15 protein-coding genes are annotated in these 19,471 nt (G+C 66.2%); 5 read left to right on the forward strand and 10 right to left on the reverse strand.

The genetic code is table 11. The features are described 5' to 3' along the window. Positions 1-235 precede the first annotated feature (235 nt). The 9 genes from JN280_RS35780 to JN280_RS35820 form a co-directional block, all read right to left on the reverse strand. Positions 236-754, reverse strand: coding sequence for an NADH-quinone oxidoreductase subunit B family protein (locus JN280_RS35780; protein WP_202308915.1), 519 nt, complete (start codon positions 752-754; stop codon positions 236-238). Further along, positions 751-2,265 (reverse strand): hydrogenase large subunit, encoded by a 1,515-nt coding sequence (locus JN280_RS35785; protein WP_202308916.1) that lies wholly within the window; start codon positions 2,263-2,265, stop codon positions 751-753. The genes JN280_RS35780 and JN280_RS35785 overlap by 4 nt, the downstream gene beginning before the upstream one ends. 4 nt (positions 2,266-2,269) lie before the next feature. Next, positions 2,270-3,718 carry a hydrogenase 4 subunit F gene (locus JN280_RS35790; protein WP_202315259.1) on the reverse strand — a complete coding sequence of 483 codons (1,449 nt, stop codon included), beginning with the start codon at positions 3,716-3,718 and terminating at the stop codon, positions 2,270-2,272. Then, positions 3,718-4,383 carry a hydrogenase-4 component E gene (locus JN280_RS35795; protein WP_202308917.1) on the reverse strand — a complete coding sequence of 222 codons (666 nt, stop codon included), beginning with the start codon at positions 4,381-4,383 and terminating at the stop codon, positions 3,718-3,720. The genes JN280_RS35790 and JN280_RS35795 overlap by 1 nt, the downstream gene beginning before the upstream one ends. Further along, on the reverse strand, positions 4,384-5,340 hold the full coding sequence (locus JN280_RS35800; protein ID WP_202308918.1) for a respiratory chain complex I subunit 1 family protein: 957 nt from the start codon (positions 5,338-5,340) through the stop codon (positions 4,384-4,386). Next, complete coding sequence (gene hyfB / locus JN280_RS35805; protein WP_202308919.1) at positions 5,331-7,343, reverse strand: hydrogenase 4 subunit B; 2,013 nt, start codon at positions 7,341-7,343, stop codon at positions 5,331-5,333. Before hyfB ends, JN280_RS35800 begins: the two co-directional genes overlap by 10 nt. 11 nt (positions 7,344-7,354) lie before the next feature. Beyond that, positions 7,355-7,648 carry a helix-turn-helix domain-containing protein gene (locus JN280_RS35810; protein WP_202308920.1) on the reverse strand — a complete coding sequence of 98 codons (294 nt, stop codon included), beginning with the start codon at positions 7,646-7,648 and terminating at the stop codon, positions 7,355-7,357. A gap of 659 nt (positions 7,649-8,307) precedes the next feature. Beyond that, positions 8,308-9,252 carry a formylglycine-generating enzyme family protein gene (locus JN280_RS35815; RefSeq protein WP_202308921.1) on the reverse strand — a complete coding sequence of 315 codons (945 nt, stop codon included), beginning with the start codon at positions 9,250-9,252 and terminating at the stop codon, positions 8,308-8,310. Positions 9,253-9,329: 77 nt separating this feature from the next. After that, complete coding sequence (locus JN280_RS35820) at positions 9,330-11,150, reverse strand: sulfatase-like hydrolase/transferase (RefSeq protein ID WP_202308922.1); 1,821 nt, start codon at positions 11,148-11,150, stop codon at positions 9,330-9,332. A gap of 234 nt (positions 11,151-11,384) precedes the next feature. Here JN280_RS35820 and JN280_RS35825 point away from each other — a divergent pair, with 234 nt between their 5' ends. Beyond that, positions 11,385-12,884, forward strand: coding sequence for an ABC transporter substrate-binding protein (locus JN280_RS35825; RefSeq protein WP_202308923.1), 1,500 nt, complete (start codon positions 11,385-11,387; stop codon positions 12,882-12,884). Positions 12,885-12,940: 56 nt separating this feature from the next. On the opposite strand, the gene JN280_RS35830 is transcribed toward JN280_RS35825, so the two are convergent. Next, positions 12,941-13,864 (reverse strand): LysR family transcriptional regulator, encoded by a 924-nt coding sequence (locus tag JN280_RS35830; protein ID WP_202308924.1) that lies wholly within the window; start codon positions 13,862-13,864, stop codon positions 12,941-12,943. Between the two features lie 144 nt (positions 13,865-14,008). Here JN280_RS35830 and JN280_RS35835 point away from each other — a divergent pair, with 144 nt between their 5' ends. The 4 genes from JN280_RS35835 to JN280_RS35850 are packed head-to-tail and all read left to right on the forward strand — an operon-like array spanning position 14,009 to position 19,292. Then, positions 14,009-14,950, forward strand: a complete 942-nt coding sequence (locus JN280_RS35835) for an ABC transporter permease (protein ID WP_202308925.1) — start codon at positions 14,009-14,011, stop codon at positions 14,948-14,950. Further along, positions 14,947-16,719, forward strand: coding sequence for a dipeptide/oligopeptide/nickel ABC transporter permease/ATP-binding protein (locus JN280_RS35840; RefSeq protein ID WP_202308926.1), 1,773 nt, complete (start codon positions 14,947-14,949; stop codon positions 16,717-16,719). The genes JN280_RS35835 and JN280_RS35840 overlap by 4 nt, the downstream gene beginning before the upstream one ends. Beyond that, on the forward strand, positions 16,716-17,531 hold the full coding sequence (locus JN280_RS35845; RefSeq protein WP_202308927.1) for an ABC transporter ATP-binding protein: 816 nt from the start codon (positions 16,716-16,718) through the stop codon (positions 17,529-17,531). Before JN280_RS35840 ends, JN280_RS35845 begins: the two co-directional genes overlap by 4 nt. Then, complete coding sequence (locus JN280_RS35850; RefSeq protein ID WP_244742588.1) at positions 17,532-19,292, forward strand: sulfatase; 1,761 nt, start codon at positions 17,532-17,534, stop codon at positions 19,290-19,292. Positions 19,293-19,471: the final 179 nt, after the last annotated feature.

Here is a 19,471-nt window from a genome sequence, read left to right on the forward strand (position 1 = left end):
CCCCAGAACAGCAGCTCAATGTCGAGCGCTTCCCAAAAGCCGGCCGTCAGGACACGGCCCCCAACGCGGTCATTCAGGCGAGCCGACTCCCATTCCAAGAGCGGCCGTCGGTGACCGTCCGTGCCGACGAGACAGGAGGTGATGACGATGGTCTCGGATCCTTCCCGCCGTAGTCCAGTGGGAGCACGGACACACAGGGAAGCGGGTTGATCTCCGCGGCGGGAAATCCCAGCGTTCAGGCCGACGCATGTTCCAAAAGCGCCAGCAGTCCCTTCAAAATCTCAGATGGAGATGGTGGACAGCCGCGGATGTGAAGATCCACCGGCAGGACGGCTGAAACCCCGCCCACCACCGCATAAGAACCCGCGAAGCAGCCGCCGTCAAAGGCGCAGTCGCCAACCGCCACGACCCATTTCGGATCGGGTGTGGCGTCGTAAGTGCGTTCCAGCGCCATACGCATGTTCTTCGTCACCGGGCCGGTCACCAGCAGGACATCGGCATGGCGCGGCGAGGCGACAAAGCGCAGGCCGAAGCGCTCGATGTCGTAGAGGGCGTTGTTGAGAGCATGGATTTCCAGTTCGCAACCATTGCAGGAACCGGCATCCACCTCGCGGATCGACAGCGAGCGGCCGAGCCGGCGCCGCGAGGCGCGGCCGAGCGAACCGGCGAGCTCCGCAAGCGCCCTGTCCTCCGCCGAGGGCGCGGTCTCGGTCAGCGGCGACCGGATGAGGCTTTGGAACAGCAGCTTTCTCACAGGTCGTGGCCAGAATAGGAGCAGTTGAAGGATTTGTTGCAGAGCGGGAAGTCGGCGACGATGTTGCCCTCGATGACGGCTTCCAACAACGGCCACTGAAACCAGGACGGATCGCGCAGATGGCAGCGCGCCACGGTGCCGTCGGGAGCGACTTTCAGCCAAACCAGGATGTCGCCGCGGAAACCTTCGACGAGCGCCATGCCTTCGCGGGTCTCCGTGGCCGCCGGCAGGTCGATACGCGTCGGTCCTTCGGGCAGGCGGTCGAGAAGCTGCGCGATCAGCGACAGGCTTTGCTCGATCTCGCGAATGCGTATCCAGACCCGCGCATTGACGTCGCCGTCCTCGAGCGTCGGCACGCTGAAGTCGAGCCCGTCGTAGGGCGCGTAGCCCGGCGCCTTGCGCGCGTCGAATTTGCGCCCTGACGCGCGGCCAACATAGCCGCCCGCCGCATATTGACAGGCAAGCGCGGGCTTGAGGATGCCGGTCAAGGCTGTGCGGTCCTGCAGCGAGGTGGTGTTGTCGTAGAGATCGACGAGGGCGGGAAGGCGGGCGCCAACTTCCGCGGCGACAGCGCGGATCGCCGCGACGCCCTCCCGATCGACATCCGTGGAGACCCCGCCGGGCACGATGCGGTCGCGCATCAGCCGGTGGCCGAACACCCCGTTCGCCGCGCGCAGAACCCTCTCGCGCAGCACCGCGCAATGGGCAAGCATCAATGAGAAGGAGGCGTCGTTGCAGATGGCGCCGAAATCGCCAAGGTGGTTGGCGATGCGTTCCATCTCGGCCATCAGCGCCCGCAGCAAGACGGCACGCGGCGGAACCTCCGCGCCCAGCGCCGCCTCAACCGCTCGCGCAAAGGCGAGGCCGCAGGCGACCGTGCTGTCGCCGGAGGTGCGGGCCGCGAGGCGGGCGGCGGCCGCCACCGTCGCGCCGGCCATGAGCCCTTCGATGCCCTTGTGGACATAGCCGAGCCGCTCCTCCAGCCGCACCACCGTCTCGCCATTGGCGGTGAAGCGGAAATGGCCGGGCTCGATGATGCCGGCATGCACCGGCCCGACCGGAATCTGATGCAGCCCCTCTCCCTCGACCGGCAGGAAGGCATACCCCTTGTCGATCGGCGTCGATCGCGGCTCCGCGGCCAGCGGATGGCGCAGGTCCCAGTTGCCATGGTCGAGCCAGGGACGCTGATCGGGGAGGCCATCCGGCTCCAGTCCGAACAGACTGCGGATCGCCCGTTCGAGGCGGATGGCCGGCGGATGATGCAGTCCCACGGAAGGGTAGCGGCCGTCCGGGCAGCCAAGGCTGGCGATGCCGATCTCGCCGGATGCCTCGTCGAGCAGCGCCATGTGAACGGCCCTGGCTTCGGCCCACAGGCCGAGCAGGCTCCACTCGCCGACGCCCAGACGCCGGGCGGCTTCGGACCAGAGGTCCGGCTCGACGACCGCGCGCGGCCACGGCCTGTGCTGCGGCTGTGCGCTTCCCTGGCTGAGAAAGTCGATCAGGACCGCCATGGCGCTAACCCAGGATCCTTGCAATGTGCTGGAACCATGACACCAGCATCGGCGGCAGGAAGATGCCGGCCATCAGCACCAGGCCGAAATGCACGATCATCGGCACGTAGGAGGCTTCCGAAGGCTTGGTGCTGCCCGTCGGCTCGCCGAAGGCCAGGTCGTTGAGATGATAGAAAAGCGCGCCGAGCGCCAGAAGGATGCCGAGCACGAGCGGGACCGCGAGCAACGGCTCGCGCGCGAAAGTGGACGTCACGACCAGGAACTCGCTCATGAAGACGCCGAACGGCGGCAGGCCGGCGATCGCGGCGACGCCGACGACCAGGCTCCAGCCGAGCCAGGGATGCGTCTCAGTCAAGCCGCGAATATCGGTGATCCGTTGCGAGTCCTTGATCTGGGCGATATGGCCGACCGCGAAGAAGATGCCGGATTTGGTCAGGCTGTGCATGACCATGTGCAGCAGCCCGGCGAAGTTCGCCAACGGCCCGCCCATGCCGAAGGCGAAGGTGATGATGCCCATGTGCTCGATCGACGAATAGGCGAACAGCCGTTTGATGTCGCGCCGGCGGTAGAGCATCAGCGCGGCGAAGATCAGCGAGACCAAGCCGAGCGTCACCATCAGCGGCCCGGGTGCGATCGCGCCTTCGTTGGCCGCGAGCAGGATCTTGAAGCGCAGCACCGCATAGAGCGCGACGTTGAGCAGAAGCCCCGAAAGCACGGCCGAAATCGGCGTCGGGCCTTCGGCATGGGCGTCCGGCAACCAGGCATGCAGCGGCGCCAGCCCCACCTTTGTGCCGTAGCCGAGCAGCAGGAAGACGAAGGCGACGTTGATGAGCGCGGGCTCGAAGCGCGGAGCGTTCCGGACCAGGACCGTCCACACCATGCCGTCCACGCCTTCGCCGACGACCGGCAGCGCGGCCATGTAGACCAGGATCGTGCCGAACAATGCCAGGCCGATGCCGACGCTGCCGAGGATGAAATATTTCCAGGCGGCTTCCAGCGCCTCGTGCGTGCGGTAGATGCCGACCATGAGCACGGTCGTCAGCGTGGCAAGCTCGATCCCGACCCACATCAGGCCGATATTGTTGGCCGTCAGCGCAAGGTTCATGCCCGCCATCATGACCTGGTACATGGCGTGGTAGAAGCGCAGATAGGTTGGCGTCAGCCGCCCTGTCTCCAACTCGTGGCCGATATAGCTCGCCGAGAAGATGCTGGTCGTGAAGCCCACGAAGGTGTTGAGCACGATGAAGACGATGTTGAGATCGTCGACGAAAAGATAGGAGCCCGGCTCCGGCCGTGCGGCGAAGAACAGCGCGAGCGAGGCAAGGAAGGTCAGGCCGGAGGCGGCAATGTTGAGGCGTGCCGTCACACGGTAGCCCGGCAGCAGCGCCAGGATCGCCGCCGCGCCGACCGGTATCAGCAGGACGAGCGCCACTGCAGCGGAAGCGGCAGGCATCATCGGCGCTCTCCGCGGAAGCTGTCGAGCGCCTGGACATCAACCGTGTCGAAGCGCTCGCGGATGCGGAACAGGAAGACGCCGATCACGAAAAAGGCGATCAGGATCGAGAAGGCGACGCTGATCTCGACCACCAGCGGCATGCCGCGTGCGCCGGTACCGGCGAGCACAAGCCCGTTTTCCAGCGACATGAAGCCGACGACCTGGCTCACGGCATTGCGCCGGCTGACCATCATCAGCAGGCCGAGCAGCACGACCGACAGCGAAAAAGCCAGATCCTCACGCGCCAGCGGATCGGCATCGGTGGTGACCTTCAGCATGACGGCCATCGAAAGCGCCACCAGCGCCATGCCTGCGAGCATGGTGGCGCCCGAGCCGATCACGGTCTCGATCTCGCGATGGATGCCGAGCCGCTGGATGATGCGGTGCAGCCCGACCGGGATCACGATCGCCTTGAAGACGAGGGCAATCGACGCCGTGATGTACAGATGCGGCGCTTCCTGCACATAAGCCTGCCAGGCCACGGAAGCGGCGAGCAGGACCGCTTGCAGCGCGAAGGCATTGAGCAGCGCGTAGAGCCGATGCTGCGAGATCATCAGGAAGCTCACCAGCACCAGCCCGCCGGCCAGAAGATGGGCGATGTCGAATGTCAGGCCGTGTCCCATCTAGAGGCTCCGCGAGACGAAAAGGAGCAAGGTGCCGAGCAGGCCGAGCATCAGCGCGGCGCCGACGAAATCGGGGAGGCGGAAGACCCGCATCTTGGCGATGGAGGTCTCGAAAAGGGCAAGCAGGAGGCCGGCAACGGCGAGCTTTGCGCCATAGGCGGCGAAACCGAGAGCATAGCGCCACAGGCCGCTGCCCGTGCCGGCGAAGCCCCATGGGACGAAGATGCAGCCGATCAGCGAGACGTAGAGAAGCAGTTTCAGGAACGACGCGATCTCGATCATCGCCAGATGCCGGCCCGAATATTCGAGCACCATCGCCTCGTGCACCATGGTGAGTTCGAGGTGCGTCGCCGGATTGTCCACCGGGATGCGGCCGTTCTCGGCGATGGCGACTATGACGAGCGCGATCAGCGCAAGGCCCAGGGAAACACGCAGCCCGACCTCGGGTGAGGCGAGCATGGCGGCCACGTCGGAAAGCTGCGTGGAGCGCGCCACCAGCGCCATGGTGAAGACGATGAGCAGCATCGCAGGCTCCGCCAGCGACGCGATCATCATCTCGCGGCTGGAGCCGATGCCGCCGAAGGCGGTGCCGACATCCATGCCGGCGAGCGCTAGGAAGAAGCGCGCGCTGCCGAGCAGGGCGGTGATGGCGATGAGATCGGCCGACCAGGAGAACATCAAGCCGGTGGCGAATGTCGGAACGAGTGCTGCGGCCACCCAGGTTGCGGCGAAGATCATGTAGGGTGCGACCCGGAACAGCCACGAGGCGCTTTCGGCGATCACCGCCTCCTTCTTCAGCAGCCTGAGAATGTCGCGATATGGCTGGAGGATCGGCGGGCCTTGCCGGCGCTGCAGCCGCGCCTTGATCTTGCGGACGTAGCCGGCGAGCAGCGGCGCCGCCAACAGCACCAGCGCCATCTGCATGCCCTGCACGAGGAGGCTTTCGATCAGCTCCATATGGCGAGCACCAGGAGCAGGAAGACGAGCGCAAAAAAGACCAGGCTGAGATAGCGCCGGATCGTCAGGAACTGGAGATGGTTGATCCGCTGCGCAACGAAATCCACAACGCCGCAGAGCGGCTGGTAGAGCCGATCCCACACGGGGTCGGGCACGACGAGCGCAAAGCGTGCCGGCCGCACGTCGCCGGGAGCAGGCATCGCGACCTTTTCGTGTACGCCGAAGGCGCGTGCGACGAAAACCCTGCGGATCGGCTGCGCGAAGCTGGAGCCCGAATATTGGGTGAGCGGGCTCGGATCAGGAAACCCGCAGTCCCAGGCGGGCGCACGCCGCAACCTGTGCGATGCGAAGCGATGGATCGCCCACGTCGCCAGCAGCGCCGAGAGCGTGATGAACAGGAAGACGAGCAAGCCATTGTAGGAGCTGCCACTTTTCGCAGCAGGCACAATCGAAAGCCAGGGCAGCGCCGATTGCTCCGGCACCGCGCCGCCCGCCAGCAGGCGAGTGACAGGCGCCAGCATGTCGATGACGAAACCGGGCAGAATGCCCGCCAGAAGACAGAGCAGGCCGAGGATCGCCATGGCCGCGAGCGAGAAACGGTCGACCTCGTGCGCCGTGCGCGCGGCTTCGCTGCGCGGACGTCCGAGGAAGGTGATGCCGAAAGCCTTGACGAAGGTCGCTGCTGCCAGAGCCGCGGCGAGCGCCAAGGTGCCGCCGACCGCGGGCACCATGATCTTCAGGCCCCATTGCGGAAGGTCGGGGCTGAGCAGCACGGCCTGGAAGGTCAGCCATTCCGAGACGAAGCCGTTGAGCGGCGGCAGCGCCGAGATCGCGACGCACCCGGTGAGGAACAGGAAGCTGGTAACCGGCATGCGGTGGATCAGGCCGCCGAGCCGCTCCAGGCGGCGTTCGCCGCTCGCGGTCAGAACCGCGCCGGCACCGAAGAACAGCAGGCTCTTGAAAAAGGAATGATTGAGCACGTGGAAGAGCGCTGCGGTGAGCGCCAGGGCCGCGGCCATCGCCATGCCGTTGCTTCGGAAAGCAAGCGCCAGGCCGAGCCCGACGAAGATGATCCCGATATTCTCGATCGTCGAATAGGCAAGCAACCGCTTCAGGTCGTCCTGCATGATCGCCTGCAGCACGCCGAGCACGGCACTCGCGCCGCCGAAGGCCAGGATCAGCATCCCCGACCACCACGGCAGCGGGCCGACGAGGTCGAAGACGACGCGGATGAAGGCGTAGATGGCGACCTTGGTCATGACGCCGCTCATCAGCGCAGAGACATGACTGGGGGCGGCGGGGTGGGCCAGCGGCAGCCAGACATGCAACGGCACAAGGCCCGCCTTCGACCCGGCGCCGACAAGGACGAGAACAAGCACCAGCGCGGCCATGACCGGGCTGTGCGTGCCCTGCCGGATCGCCTCGAAAGCGAAGTCGCCGCCCGGCCCCGCCAGCAGGCCAAAAGCGAGCAGCAGCGCCAGCGTGCCGAAACTCGCCATCAAGAGATAGATGTAGCCGGCGCGGCGGTTCTCAGGATCGTGGTGGTGAGCCATCACCAACGCCCAGGAGGCGAGCGACATGAACTCCCACGACAAGAGGAAGACGAAGGCGTCGCCGGCAAGCAGCACGAGGTTCATGCCGGCAAGGAAGGCCGCGAAAAACGGCAGGACCCGATGCGGCTCCTCCTCATGCGCGCCATAGCCCAGTCCGTAGAGGCTCGCCGTCGCGCCGCCGAGGTTGATGACGAGAAGGAAGAAGGCCGACAGGGCGTCGAGACGAAAGTTCGCCCCGACCCAAGGCAACCCAAGCGGCAAGGCGACGGTGAAAGGCCCGCCTCTTCCCGTGAGCACGGCCAGCGCCGTCACCGCAGCGGCGAGACAAGCGGCCAGCACGAGGCAGTAGACCCAAATCGTCGCCACCTTCGATCGGGCAAGGCAAACAGCCAGAACGACCGTGCCGAGGAGCACCGCGACGCACAGCAGGAGGAAGACCACCGGGCTCATCGCAGTGCTCTTTACGCCCCCACGTTTCCGGTCTGCCCGTCAGACCTGCCGCTGCCCAGGCCTGCCTTCAGGCGTACGCCGCGCCCGCCGCCCTGGCTGACGGCGCCGGGGCCGATCAACTCGATGCCCGCCTGGTCCAAGGCGGCGATCAGCTTCATGAGCGAATCGACATTGCCGCGAACAACACCTTCGCTCGCCTCCATGCGCTGGACGGTCGGCACGGAAAGTCCGGAGAGTTCCGCGAGCTGGCGCTGGTCGATCCCCAGCAGGGATCTGGCGGCTCGCAATTGCGCGGACGTGATCACTGCCTGGCACACATCCCTGATGGTTGCGATGTCGATGATACCATGTGTAACCTACATATTTATGAAACTGCGTCAATTATTGATATATGAGATATGAGCTCGCTCCCAATAGTTCCGCGCGGCCAAACGGGGAGCCCGACCGTAGACTCCTGGAGGGAGAAGGCGTCCCTCGGACCATGGATCTCGACACCGCGACTTCCATCGCAGCGGACGTTTTTCAGCGCAAACGCAGGATCCGCTTCCGTGATCCGTCGGGGCCACCCGAATCTGCTGCCGTTGGGGCGTAAGGCGGCGTCTAAAATTGACCGAATCGCTTCGACCAAAAATCTGGCGAAGGATGTGCGGTGCTGTCGCCCCTGGCTTGCCCCTCACTGTCCTGCCGGACGCCCGGCCGGGTCCCCGCTGCTTCGCAGCGTCCCGGCGTTCGCTGGCCTTTCATCGTGCCGCTGGCACGATGAATTCGCTCCGCGAACCGGCCGGTCGTCCAGTTGACACCCAAAGCAGAAGGTTCCGCCGGCGGCACAGCGACTGGTCAGCCGCGTTGCTCGACCGCTCACCAAGCAGACATTCCCTGGCCAGCCAACGAATGGTCTGCTCAGGCCTTTTGTTCTGTCGCAGGTTCCCGTCGGAAAACCGTGGGACAGTTTTCCGGAATCTGCCTAGTCGTAGAAGACCCGCAGTCCGGTGTTCGATGACCCGCTGTCGGCCGACGTGCCGGAGCGCGCGGCGATGCGGTAGCGGTAGCAATAGCTGATGTGGCAGAGGAAGCTGCCGCCTTTCATCGTCTTCTGGCTCGCCTCGGCCGCCTGCCTGTTGCGCAGCCTGGCGGCGCGCGAGGCGGAACGGATCGTGAAGGGTTCCGAGGTCCATTCCCAGACATTGCCGACCACGTCGTGGAGCCCCGCCCGGTTGGGCGCAAAGGCGCCGACCGGCGAGGTTCCCAGCCATCCGTCGGCGCAGGCGTTGTCGCCCGGAAAGCGGCCCTGCCAGATGTTGCAGGGCAGGAAATCGGTGTCGTCCGGCTCACGGTCGCCCCACGGGAAGCGCGGATCGCCTGCGAGCCCGCCGCGCGCCGCATGCTCCCATTCCGCTTCGGTGGGCAGGCGGCCGCCGGCCCATTGGGCGAAGGCTCCGGCGTCGGCCCACGACATGTGGGTGACCGGGTGGTCGGCGCGGTCGCGCACGTGACTGCCAGGGCCTTCGGGCTCGGCCCACCAGGCTCCCTCGCAATACACCCACCAGGGCGTGCTCGATGGCGACGGCGGGTGAGCCGACGGATCGGCAAGCAGGCCGCGGAAGACCGGCCCCCAGCCGAGGCGCTCCGCCTCGGTCCGATACCCGGTCTCGGCGACGAAGGCGGCGAACCGCGCATTGGTAACCGGTGCCGCGTCGACCGCGAAGGGGCGCAGCCTGACCTCGCGGACGAGGCCTTCGCCGTCGGAGCGGATTTCAGGACGCAAGGTGCCGACGTGGCTCCTGCCGCCCGAAAAGCCGATCCGCGGGGGCGGCGTGGGGTCCGCGATGCGGACGATGTCGGCGCGCCGGGCCGCCCCGTCGAGCGGCGTCGCGGAGGCCGGCGTCTGGCGATGCGCGCAACAGCTCATGCCGCATCATACTCCCTGCCGCACGCGACCCGCTCTCCACCACCACGCCCCACGGCAGGTTTACGCATGCCCACGGCTCACAGCCTCGCCGCGCCGGTCTGCGCCCGCGCATCCAGCCGGCCCTCGTCGAATATCACATTCCGCGGACGATAGGTGCCACGCAGAAGCTGGGAAAGGTAGATCGAGCCGGTGCGCAGGTACTGGTCGTGGACTTCGTTGAAGCTGTCGACCACGGCCAATGAAATGGCCGGGCGCAGCGGCATGCAGGTCAGCGCCTCCATCGCCTGCAGACGCACCCGGGGGTCCGGGCCCGCCTCAAGGATGCCGGTCAGGCGCCGCACCCATGGTTCGGGTTCGCGGGCGGTGCCCAGAGCCTCCGAAAGCGCGATCACGACGTGGATGTCCGTCTCGGTCGCGCACCGCTGCGCGACCTCGTCGGGCAGCGCGTGCCCCTGCACCGCGAGGCCGATCAGGCCCTGCGCCGCCCAGTAGCGCATCACCGCGGAGGCATGGCCCAGCCCCGCCACCAGCCGGTCGCGACCGGCGGGATCGGCGCGCGCCGACGACGCCGCCAGCGCCAAGACGTCCTCCAGCGGGTAGAGCGCGGGGTCGTGCGCGGCTTCCCAGCCTTCCAGAGGCGAATGCTCCGGGATGAAGCCGGCGTCGTGGATGGCCAGCATGTGTTCGTCGAGAGCCGTCCGATGGGCGTCGAGCGCGTCGGCATGCTCGGCCTGCCCGGCCAGGTTCACCGTCGCGTCGGGGTCGGCCTGGAGGTCATAAAACTCCTCGAACGGCTTGCGCCCCCAGAAACGCCCCTGGACAAGATCGAGCCCGCCGTCGAGGCGTGCCTGCTCATAATCCTGGTAGTGGGCGCCCAGCCATTCATAGGCGACATGCTGGCCGAGGGGGCGGTGCGGCTGATAGTTCCTGATGTAGCGGTAGCGCCGGGATCGCACGGTGCGCGACAGGTCGTAGCGTTCGCCCATCCTGTGGCGCCCGGCGAAGACATAGGTCCGGTCCACGCAGCCGGGGCCGACGAAGACCCGTCCCTGCAGCCCTTGCGGGGGCTCGATCCCGGCAATCGCAAGAAAGGTCGGGAACAGGTCGACCAGAGATACGGGCGCGGCGAGACGCGACCCTGGCGCATGGGGAAGCAGGTGCCGCCACTTCTGCGGCACCCGCACGATCATCGGCACGCGCAGCCCCTCGTCGTAGAGATAGCGCTTGGAGCGCGGCAGCGCGCTGCCATGGTCGGAGAAGTAGAAGACGATCGTATCCTGCGCCAACCCGTCCTCTTCGAGTTCGCGCAGCCGCATGCCCATCTCGGCGTCCATCCGCGTCGCCGCGTTGTAGTGCCTGGCAAGGCTCTCGCGCATGCCCGGTGTATCGGGCAGATAGGACGGGAGCACGACATCCCTGGGATGCACCGCTCCCTCCTGCGGTTGGAAGGTGCAGGATTCGTGCGTCGCCATCGCGTTGAACACAGCCATGAACGGCTGGTCCGGCGCACGGCCGCGCCAATGCGCCCTCGGGCTGCATTCATCCCAGATAGCGTCCGGATCGACGTCGCAGTTGTAGTGCGTCTTGAAGTTGTTGGCGCAGTAGTAGCCGGCCTTGCGCATCAGGCCGGAATAGGTGTCGAAGCTCGCCGGCAGATGGGCCCTCGTCTGCATGTGCTGCGCGCGCGGGCAGCTCTCGGCGTGACGGCCGGTCAGGATGGCGAAGCGCGAGGGCGCGCAGACCGGCGACGTGCAGTTGGCGTTCTCCCAGGTCACCCCCTCGGCCGCCAGCCGATCGAGATTTGGCGTCCTTGCAACCGGATCACCATAGGCGCCAAGACGCGGAGGATAATCCTCGCTGACGAGGCACACTATGTTCGGTCGATCCTTCGCGGACATCGGCTCCTCCCTGCGGCCAGAGAGCTAGCATCGTTCTCGGCCGACGGGGCAATGCCAATTTTCCGCGTAGCGATAAGATAATGGCATCGCTGGCGAGCGCCCGAGCGAAAACATCGGCTTATCACTGGCCGGATTTATTGCATTTTTCGCTGTACCCTCCACCATGATATCTGGTCTCTCGACGATACCGGAACCTGCGGGCGCCGCAGGCCGATCCGTCTCGGGAGGAAAAAAATGAAACGACTTCACGCGCTTGCCGCGGCGGCTATGCTTGCATCGATGGGGCCCGCATTCGCGGAGGTAGCCAACGACGCCCAGACGCTGGCGCTTTCGAACCGGCTGGACAACACCACATTCGCGCGTGACAAGATCGAGATCGGCAACCGGCTGGCCTACTGGACGCCGGTGTTCGAGACGCTGCTGACGATCATGCCGGACGGTTCGATCAAGCCCAACCTCGCGACCGAGTGGTCCTACAACGACGACAACACGGTGCTGACGCTCAAGCTGCGCGAGGGAGTGAAATTCACCGACGGGACGCCATTCGACGCCGAGGCCGTCAAGGCCAACCTCGAATTCCTCAAGAACGGTACCGGCCAGAACGTCTGGATGGTCAAGTCCATCGCCAGCTACGAGATCGTATCGCCCAGCGAGATCAAGGTTGTGCTCAGCGAGCCGGACCCGGCGCTGGTGCGCAACCTGACCCTGGTGGCGGGCGCGATCGCCAGCCCGGCGTCGCTCGGTACCGAAGACGGCGCGAAGGTGCCGGTGGGCACCGGGCCCTATGTCTACAATGTCGAGCAGTCGGTGGTTGGCCGGCAGTATGTCTATACACGCAATCCGGATTACTGGAACTCGGACGCGTTTCCGTTCGAGGTGATGACGATCGCCCCGATGACCGACCTGAGCGCGCGCATCAACGCGTTGAAAGCCGGCCAGATCGACGTGGCGCCGGTCGAGGCCCAGTCGGTCGCCGAGGGTGAAGCGAGCGGCATGCGGGTGACCCGCAATCCGGTCAACTGGCAGGGCGTCTTCTTCGCCGATCGCGAAGGCAAGATGAACCCCGCCATCGCCGACCTGCGCGTCCGGCAGGCCCTCAACATGGCCTTCGACACCGAATCGATCCTCAAATATGTCGAGCAGGGATACGGGGTCGTCAGCGACCAGATATTCCCCGAGACCAGCACTGCCTACGTGGCCGAACTGGATGACTACTACCCCTATGATCCGGAGAAGGCGAAGGCGCTGCTCGCCGAGGCCGGACATGCCGACGGGCTGACGCTCAAGCTTCCCGAGGCCACCGCATTCGCGGCCTACAACCCGATCATCGAGCAGCAGCTGAAGGATGTCGGCGTCGCCGTCGAGTGGGTCAAGGTCGCACCCGACGCTCTCATCAGCGACATCACCGCCGGCAAGTTCGGCGTGTTCTTCTTCCGGCTCGGCAACCAGTCGGACTGGGGCGACCTGCTGAAGCTCGCCTTCCCGTCGTCCGCCTGGAATCCGCTGCGCCCGGAGGACGCCAAGATGGCGGCCCTGCTCGAGACAGCCAAACGCGCCAGCGCGAAGGATCAGCCGGCGGCATTCCAGGCCATCAACCGCTACATGGTCGAGAACGCCTGGTATGCGCCATGGTACCGCCCCGACGCGATCAACCTGACCAGTCAGGAAGTGATCGAGCAGCCCATCCCGGGCAATGTGGTGACGTTCCCGCAGTTCTATCGCCCGGCCGAATAGCCTCCCTTCGACCGGACGAGCGACGGCCCGCGCTCTCGGCGCGGGCCGTTGCCGTTTCACAGGTCACGCAGCCTTGCGATCGCATCCGCGCAGGCAATTTCCAGCTCGCGCACGGGTTCGGAGGCCTCGAGTTCTTCGCGGATGATCATGCCGATGCTCACCTCGCGCGGCACCAGATCGACCGGCACCGGAACAAGCCGGGGCGAACTCGCGGCAAGCGTGATCGGTTCGGGCAGCAACGACAGGTAGTCGCTGCGCTGGAGCGTGGCGAGCGTCGTGTTGAGGCTGTCGCAGACCAGCCCGATATCGGGCGAATGGCCGAGCCGCTCATGCACCGCGTGAATGGTCAGTTCCCGGTAGACCGAATACTCCGTATAGACCAGCCAGGGATACTCCAGCGCCGTCTCGGAGCGTATCCGTCCTTCGGCGTTGGTGCGCGCGAAGATCGGGTGGCCCTCGCGCGCCACGACGAGGTTGTTCACGACCCCCAGCGGTTTCTGGATCAGGCGCGGGTGCCGCGTTTCCTGACCCGTTCCAGACAGGATCACGTCCAGCCTTCCTTCGCTGAGATCCCGGTAGGAATCGGTCGGATGCGCACGGTGGATTTCGAACACCACATGCGGAAAGCGTTTTTGCATGTCCAGCATGACGACAGGCAGGATCACCGACCGCCAGACGGGTCCGGCTCCGATCCGCAGGTTGATCGTCGTCGCGTTCGCCTCGGTGCGGAGTTCCTGGTCGGTCAGTTCCCACTGCCGCATAAGGCGCAGGGACGCCGACAGGACCTTCTGCCCGAACAGCGTCGGCCGCACGCCTCTTGCGTGGCGCTCGACCAGCGATTGTCCGAAATACTGCTCGAGCTGGATCAGTGAGCGCGACAGGGCCGGCTGGGTCACGTGCAGCCGCTCGGCGGCGCGCCGCAGGCTGCCCTCCTCGATGATGGCTTGCAGGCGGAACAGGTGGGTGATCTGGTCGAGCATCGAGCGATAAGGTCAGCGTATTGCTGAAAGTTCTATTTGCATTATTCGCGCATGGCAACGTCGGCTAGATTGGGTTCGACGGGTGAGCGGGAGGAACGGTTGCCCGTACGATGGGAACGTCATGTTCCCGGCAGGAGGAGACCGATGCTTCGCTATCTGAGCCGCCGGATCGCATCAGGCGTGTTCCTGCTCTTCGCGATCTCGCTGCTGACCTTCGCGCTGATGTTCGGCTCGACCGACAACGTCGCCCGCAATCTGCTCGGCGAAAGCGCGACCGCCGAGCAGGTCGCCGCCCTCAACAGCGAACTCGGGCTCGACCGTCCGCTGTCGACCCAATATCTCGACTGGCTGCGCAACGCCGTACGCGGCGACCTCGGCAAGTCCTGGACGTCCAACTCCAGGGTGAGCGAGGAACTGCAGCGTCGGATGCCGGTGACGCTGTCGATCGTCTTCGTCACCGTGACTGTGATGGCCCTGCTTTCGGCGGTCCTGGGCATCACCGCCGCCGTGCGCGGCGGCTGGGCCGACCGCCTGATCCAGGTCGGCAGCGTCGTCGGTTTCGCGATGCCGAATTTCTGGCTGGCGCTGATCCTCGTCATCTTCTTCGCCATCAACCTGAGATGGCTGCCGGCGACCGGATACGTCTCCTTCAGTTCCTCGCCGGCGTCATGGGCGGCATCGCTGGTCCTGCCCGTTGCGGCGCTTGCCTTTTCCGGCATCGCCTCGTCGTCGCAGCAGGTGCGCGGCGCCGTGATCGACGCGCTTCGGCAGGACTATGTGCGCACCTTGCGCGCCCGCGGCGTCAGCTCCGGCTCGATCCTCTTCCGCCATGCCTTGAGAAACGCCATGCCGGCCGCGCTGACCGTGCTTTCGGTGCAGTTCATCGCCTTGCTCGGCGGCGCGGCGATCATCGAGCGCGTCTTCGCCATCCCGGGACTCGGCTCGCTGACGGTTGCCTCGGCCTTGGCTGGCGACGTGCCGGTGCTGATGGGGATCGTTGTCAACCTCATCGTCATGGTCATCATCGTCAACATCCTGATCGACGTCATCAACGCGTGGGTCAATCCGAAGGTGCGCATGTCATGACCGACGTCAACTCAGTCCAGGCGCCGGTCCTGGCCGCGCCGGTCCGCGAGCATTTCCTCCGCTCGGTGCTGAAGAACCCGCTCGGCCTGCTGGCTCTCGTTCTGCTGGCGATCGTCATCCTTGCCGCGATCTTCGCGCCGCTGATCGCGCCGAACGATCCCACGGCGGTGAAGATCTTCAAGGTCAACGCCCCGCCCGGCGACGGCTACCTGCTCGGCGGAGACGGCTCGGGCCGCGACATCTTCAGCCGCCTGATTTTCGGCGCCCGCAACACGCTGATCGGGGCCATCATCGCCGTTATCGTATCCTGCGCGATCGGCGTCACGACCGGGCTGTTCGCCGGATACTACGGCCGCCGCCTCGATCTCGTCGCGAGCTGGATCTTCGATGCGTTGATGGCGCTGCCGGCCATCATCGTGCTGCTCGCCCTCTACCAGTCGCTGGGTTCCTCGATGCATCTGTCGATGGTCGTCTTCGGCGTGCTGCTTTCGCCCGGCTTCTTCCGCTTGACGCGCAACCTCGTGCAGGGCGTCAGGAACGAACTCTACATCGATGCCGCGCGCGTTTCGGGATTGAGCGACCTCAGGATCATCGCCCGCCACATCCTGCTGGTGGTGCGGGCGCCGGTGATCATCCAGATTTCCATCGTCTCCGGCGTCGCCATCGTGATCCAGGCCGGCCTGGAGTTCCTTGGGCTCGGCGACCCTTCGGTGCCGACCTGGGGCGGCATGCTGCAGGATGCCTTCGCCAACATGTATCTGGCCCCGCTGTCGCTGATGTGGCCGGGCGTGGCGATCGGCGTGACCGTGGCGTCCTTCGTGCTGCTCGCCAACGCGATCCGCGATCGTCTTCAATCGGGCGGAACCACGCTCTCGCGCGCCCCGCGTCCCGATGGTCCTTCCGTCGCCGCGGACCGGGCAAGGCCGCCGACGGACGCCGACATCGTGCTCGACGTGCGCGACCTCGTCATCGGCTATCCCGACGGCGGCGCCTGGCGCGAGGTCGTCAGCGGCGTCTCTCTCGAGGTCCGCAGGGGCGAGGTGCTCGGCCTCGTCGGCGAATCCGGCTCGGGCAAGACCCAGACCGCGTTCGCCATCCTCGGCCTCTTGTCCACCGGCGGCCGTATCCTGCGGGGGTCGATCTTTTTCGGCGGCAAGGACCTGGCGGGCTTGCCCGAGCCGGAGCTGCGTGCATTGCGCGGCCGCCGGATCGCCTACGTACCGCAGGAGCCGATGTCGAACCTCGATCCCTCGTTCCGGATCGGTTTCCAGTTGGTCGAGCCGATGATGACCGTGCTCGGCATTTCCCGCGCCGAAGCGAAGCGGCGGGCGCTCGACCTCCTGGCTCGCGTCGGCCTGCCCAACCCTCAGCGCACCTTCCGCTCCTACCCGCACGAGATTTCGGGCGGCATGGCGCAACGCGTGCTGATCGCAGGCGCGATCTCGTGCAACCCGGACCTGCTGATCGCCGACGAGCCGACCACCGCGCTCGACGTGACGGTCCAGGCCGAGGTGCTGGAGCTGCTGCGCGGCCTCAAGGACGAGTTCAACATGTCGATGATCCTGGTCACTCACAATTTCGGCGTCGTCGCCGACAGCTGCGACCGCGTCGCGGTGATGAAGGACGGCAAGGTGGTGGAAACCAACGACGTCCGCGACCTCTTCGCCAGCCCGAGGCACGACTACACCCGGATGCTGCTCGGTTCGGTGCTGGAGGACGGGACGACGCGCGTCTATCGCGAACCGGCCATGGAAGGGGTGCCGGCATGACCGGCCCGATCCTTGTCGACTGCCGGGGCGTGAACGTCCGCTTCGGCGCCCATCATGTGCTCAAGGACGTCAACCTGACGGTACGCCACGGCGAGACTGTGGGGCTGGTGGGAGAGAGCGGCTCGGGGAAGACGACGCTGGGCCGCGCGATCCTCGGCATCGGCCCGGTCAGTTCGGGCAGCATCCGCTTTGCGGGCGAGGAGATCGCCGGCGTCGCGCCGCGAGACCGCAAGACGGCGGGCGCGCAGATCCAGGCCGTATTCCAGGACCCCTATACCTCGCTCAATCCGGCCATGACGATCGAGGACATCCTGATCGAGCCGATCGTCGCCCGCGGACAGGCCTCCCGCGAGGAGGCGCGGCGACGGGTGCGCGGCCTGCTCGACCAGGTTGCGCTCCCGGCCGACGCAGCCCACCGCTTCCCGCGCGAATTCTCCGGCGGCCAGCGCCAGCGGGTGGCGATCGCCCGCGCGCTCGCGCTGTCGCCGCGCCTCATCGTCTGCGACGAGCCGGTCTCGGCGCTCGACCTGTCGACCCAGGCGCGGGTGATGCAGCTCTTCATCGAGATCCAGGAGCGCACCGGCGTCGCCTATCTGTTCGTCTCGCACGACCTCGCGGTCGTCCGCCACATCTCGCACCGCGTCGCGGTGATGCGGAACGGCGAAATCGTCGAGTTCGGCGAGTGCGACCAGGTCACCGCGCGGCCCGGCCACGACTACACGCGGCGTCTCCTGCTCGCGGCGCCCGTCGCCGACCCCGTCCGGCAGGCGGCTCGCCGCGCCGAATTCCTTGCACTGGCAGCAGAGGCCTGAATGATGCGCGCCATCGTCCTGATGTTCGACAGCCTTAACCGGCGAATGCTGCCGCCCTATGGCGACACGACGACCCATGCCCCCAATTTCGCCCGCCTCGCCGAGCGCACCGCCGTCTTCGACAACTGCTACGCCGGCTCGATGCCGTGCATGCCGGCGCGCCGCGAACTGCACACCGGCCGCTACAACTTCCTCCACCGCTCGTGGAGCCCGCTGGAGCCGTTCGACGACAGCGTGCCGGAAATGCTGCGCAAGGCCGGCGTCTATACGCATCTGGCGACGGACCACCAGCACTACTGGGAGGACGGCGGCGCGACCTACCACAACCGCTTCTCCTCCTACGAATTCTTCCGCGGCCAGGAGGGCGATCTCTGGAAGGGTGAAGTCGAGGGCGTCGACCGTCGCAATCTCGCCAACTTCGCCTACCGGATGCTCCATCAGGACGAAGTGAACCGGAAACACCTTTCCGACGAGGCCGATCACCCGCAGACCAGGACGTTCGACGCCGGGCTGGAATTCGTCTCGACCAATGCGGATCAGGACAAGTGGATGATCCAGATCGAGACCTTCGATCCGCACGAACCCTTCTTCAGCTACGCACGCTGGCACGCGCTCTATCCCGATACAGGCGAGGACTTCGACTGGCCGCCCTACGCCCGCGTCACCGAGGACGAGGCCAAGGTCGGACAGGCGCGCAACCGCTATCTGGCGCTCTTGTCGATGTGCGACGCCAATCTCGGCCGGCTGCTCGACCTGATGGATGAGAAGGACATGTGGAAGGACACGATGCTGATCGTGTGCACCGACCACGGCTACATGCTGGGAGAGAAGGGCTGGTGGGCCAAATCGGTCATGCCCTGGTACGACGAGACGATCCACACGCCACTCTTCGTCTGGGACCCGCGCAGCAGGGTTCGGGGAAAGCGGCGCAAGGCGCTGGTCCAGACCATCGACATCGGCCCCACCTTGCTCGACCTGTTCGGCCTGTCTCCGACCCGGGATATGCAGGGCCGGCCGCTGGCCGGCACGGTGGCCGAAGACAGCCCTGTGCGCCAGGCGGGCATGTTCGGCATCTTCGGCAGCCATGTCAGCGTCACCGATGGCCGCTACGTCTATATGCGCGGTTCGGTTCGGCCCGACAACACGCCGCTGTTCGAACACACGCTGATGCCGGCGCACATGCGCGCGCTGTTCTCGCCGCTGGAATTGGCCCGCGCCGAACTCGCTCCGCCCTTCTCCTTCACCAAGGGAGCTCCGGTCCTGAAGATACCGGCATGGGCGATGGGCACGCCGTGGAGCTACGGCACCCTGCTCTATGACCTGGAGACCGATCCCGCGCAGGAGCGGCCGCTCAATGATCCCGAGCTCGAGCTGCGCATGGCCTCGATGCTGGTCGCACTGATGCGCGGCAACGACGCGCCGCCGGAACAATACGAGCGGCTCGGCCTGCCGGTCGACGGCGAGGTCGGCCGGGAGCATTTACTGATCGAGAGCCAGTGGGTGCAGGTGCAGGAGGGGCAGCGGCCGGCACTGAGAGCGAGCGATTTTCCCGACGGCGCCCGCGTGGCCACCATGACCGTCGCCGAGCTGATGAAGACGCCGGCGCGCGACCTGGTCGAGGGCGCCCTGCCCCGGCCGGCGAATGACCTGTTCGCCTTCATGCTTGCCGGCAAGACGCTGGTCGAGATCGCCGCCAACCATCCGGACCTGACCAGGGAGCGCCTGGAGCAGATCGAGCGCGAACTTGCGGAGATCGAATGACAATGACGCAGACACAGGATCCAGCCGCAACCGACAGGACTGAACGCAAGGCACAACCCGATCCGTCCGGAAACCGGGTCGCGTCGATCGTCCGCCGTTTGCTTCAGCTTCCGGACCGGTATGATCCGGCCCGGTACTATATGCGCGGGCCCGGTCCCGCATCCCGACGAAAGAGCGAC

Source organism: Mesorhizobium sp. L-8-10, assembly GCF_016756635.1.
Taxonomy (GTDB): Bacteria; Pseudomonadota; Alphaproteobacteria; order Rhizobiales; family Rhizobiaceae.

Bases quoted from the DNA above. Each gene is read 5' to 3' on its own strand.
- JN280_RS35800 (WP_202308918.1), bottom strand. From the start codon at position 5,340: ATGGAGCTGATCGAAAGCCTCCTCGTGCAGGGCATGCAGATGGCGCTG.
- JN280_RS35790 (WP_202315259.1), bottom strand. From the start codon at position 3,718: ATGCCTGCCGCTTCCGCTGCAGTGGCGCTCGTCCTGCTGATACCGGTC.
- JN280_RS35795 (WP_202308917.1), bottom strand. From the start codon at position 4,383: ATGGGACACGGCCTGACATTCGACATCGCCCATCTTCTGGCCGGCGGG.
- hyfB (WP_202308919.1), bottom strand. From the start codon at position 7,343: ATGAGCCCGGTGGTCTTCCTCCTGCTGTGCGTCGCGGTGCTCCTCGGC.
- JN280_RS35820 (WP_202308922.1), bottom strand. From the start codon at position 11,150: ATGTCCGCGAAGGATCGACCGAACATAGTGTGCCTCGTCAGCGAGGAT.
- JN280_RS35830 (WP_202308924.1), bottom strand. From the start codon at position 13,864: ATGCTCGACCAGATCACCCACCTGTTCCGCCTGCAAGCCATCATCGAG.
- JN280_RS35815 (WP_202308921.1), bottom strand. From the start codon at position 9,252: ATGAGCTGTTGCGCGCATCGCCAGACGCCGGCCTCCGCGACGCCGCTC.
- JN280_RS35825 (WP_202308923.1), top strand. From the start codon at position 11,385: ATGAAACGACTTCACGCGCTTGCCGCGGCGGCTATGCTTGCATCGATG.
- JN280_RS35785 (WP_202308916.1), bottom strand. From the start codon at position 2,265: ATGGCGGTCCTGATCGACTTTCTCAGCCAGGGAAGCGCACAGCCGCAG.
- JN280_RS35840 (WP_202308926.1), top strand. From the start codon at position 14,947: ATGACCGACGTCAACTCAGTCCAGGCGCCGGTCCTGGCCGCGCCGGTC.
- JN280_RS35845 (WP_202308927.1), top strand. From the start codon at position 16,716: ATGACCGGCCCGATCCTTGTCGACTGCCGGGGCGTGAACGTCCGCTTC.
- JN280_RS35850 (WP_244742588.1), top strand. From the start codon at position 17,532: ATGATGCGCGCCATCGTCCTGATGTTCGACAGCCTTAACCGGCGAATG.
- JN280_RS35835 (WP_202308925.1), top strand. From the start codon at position 14,009: ATGCTTCGCTATCTGAGCCGCCGGATCGCATCAGGCGTGTTCCTGCTC.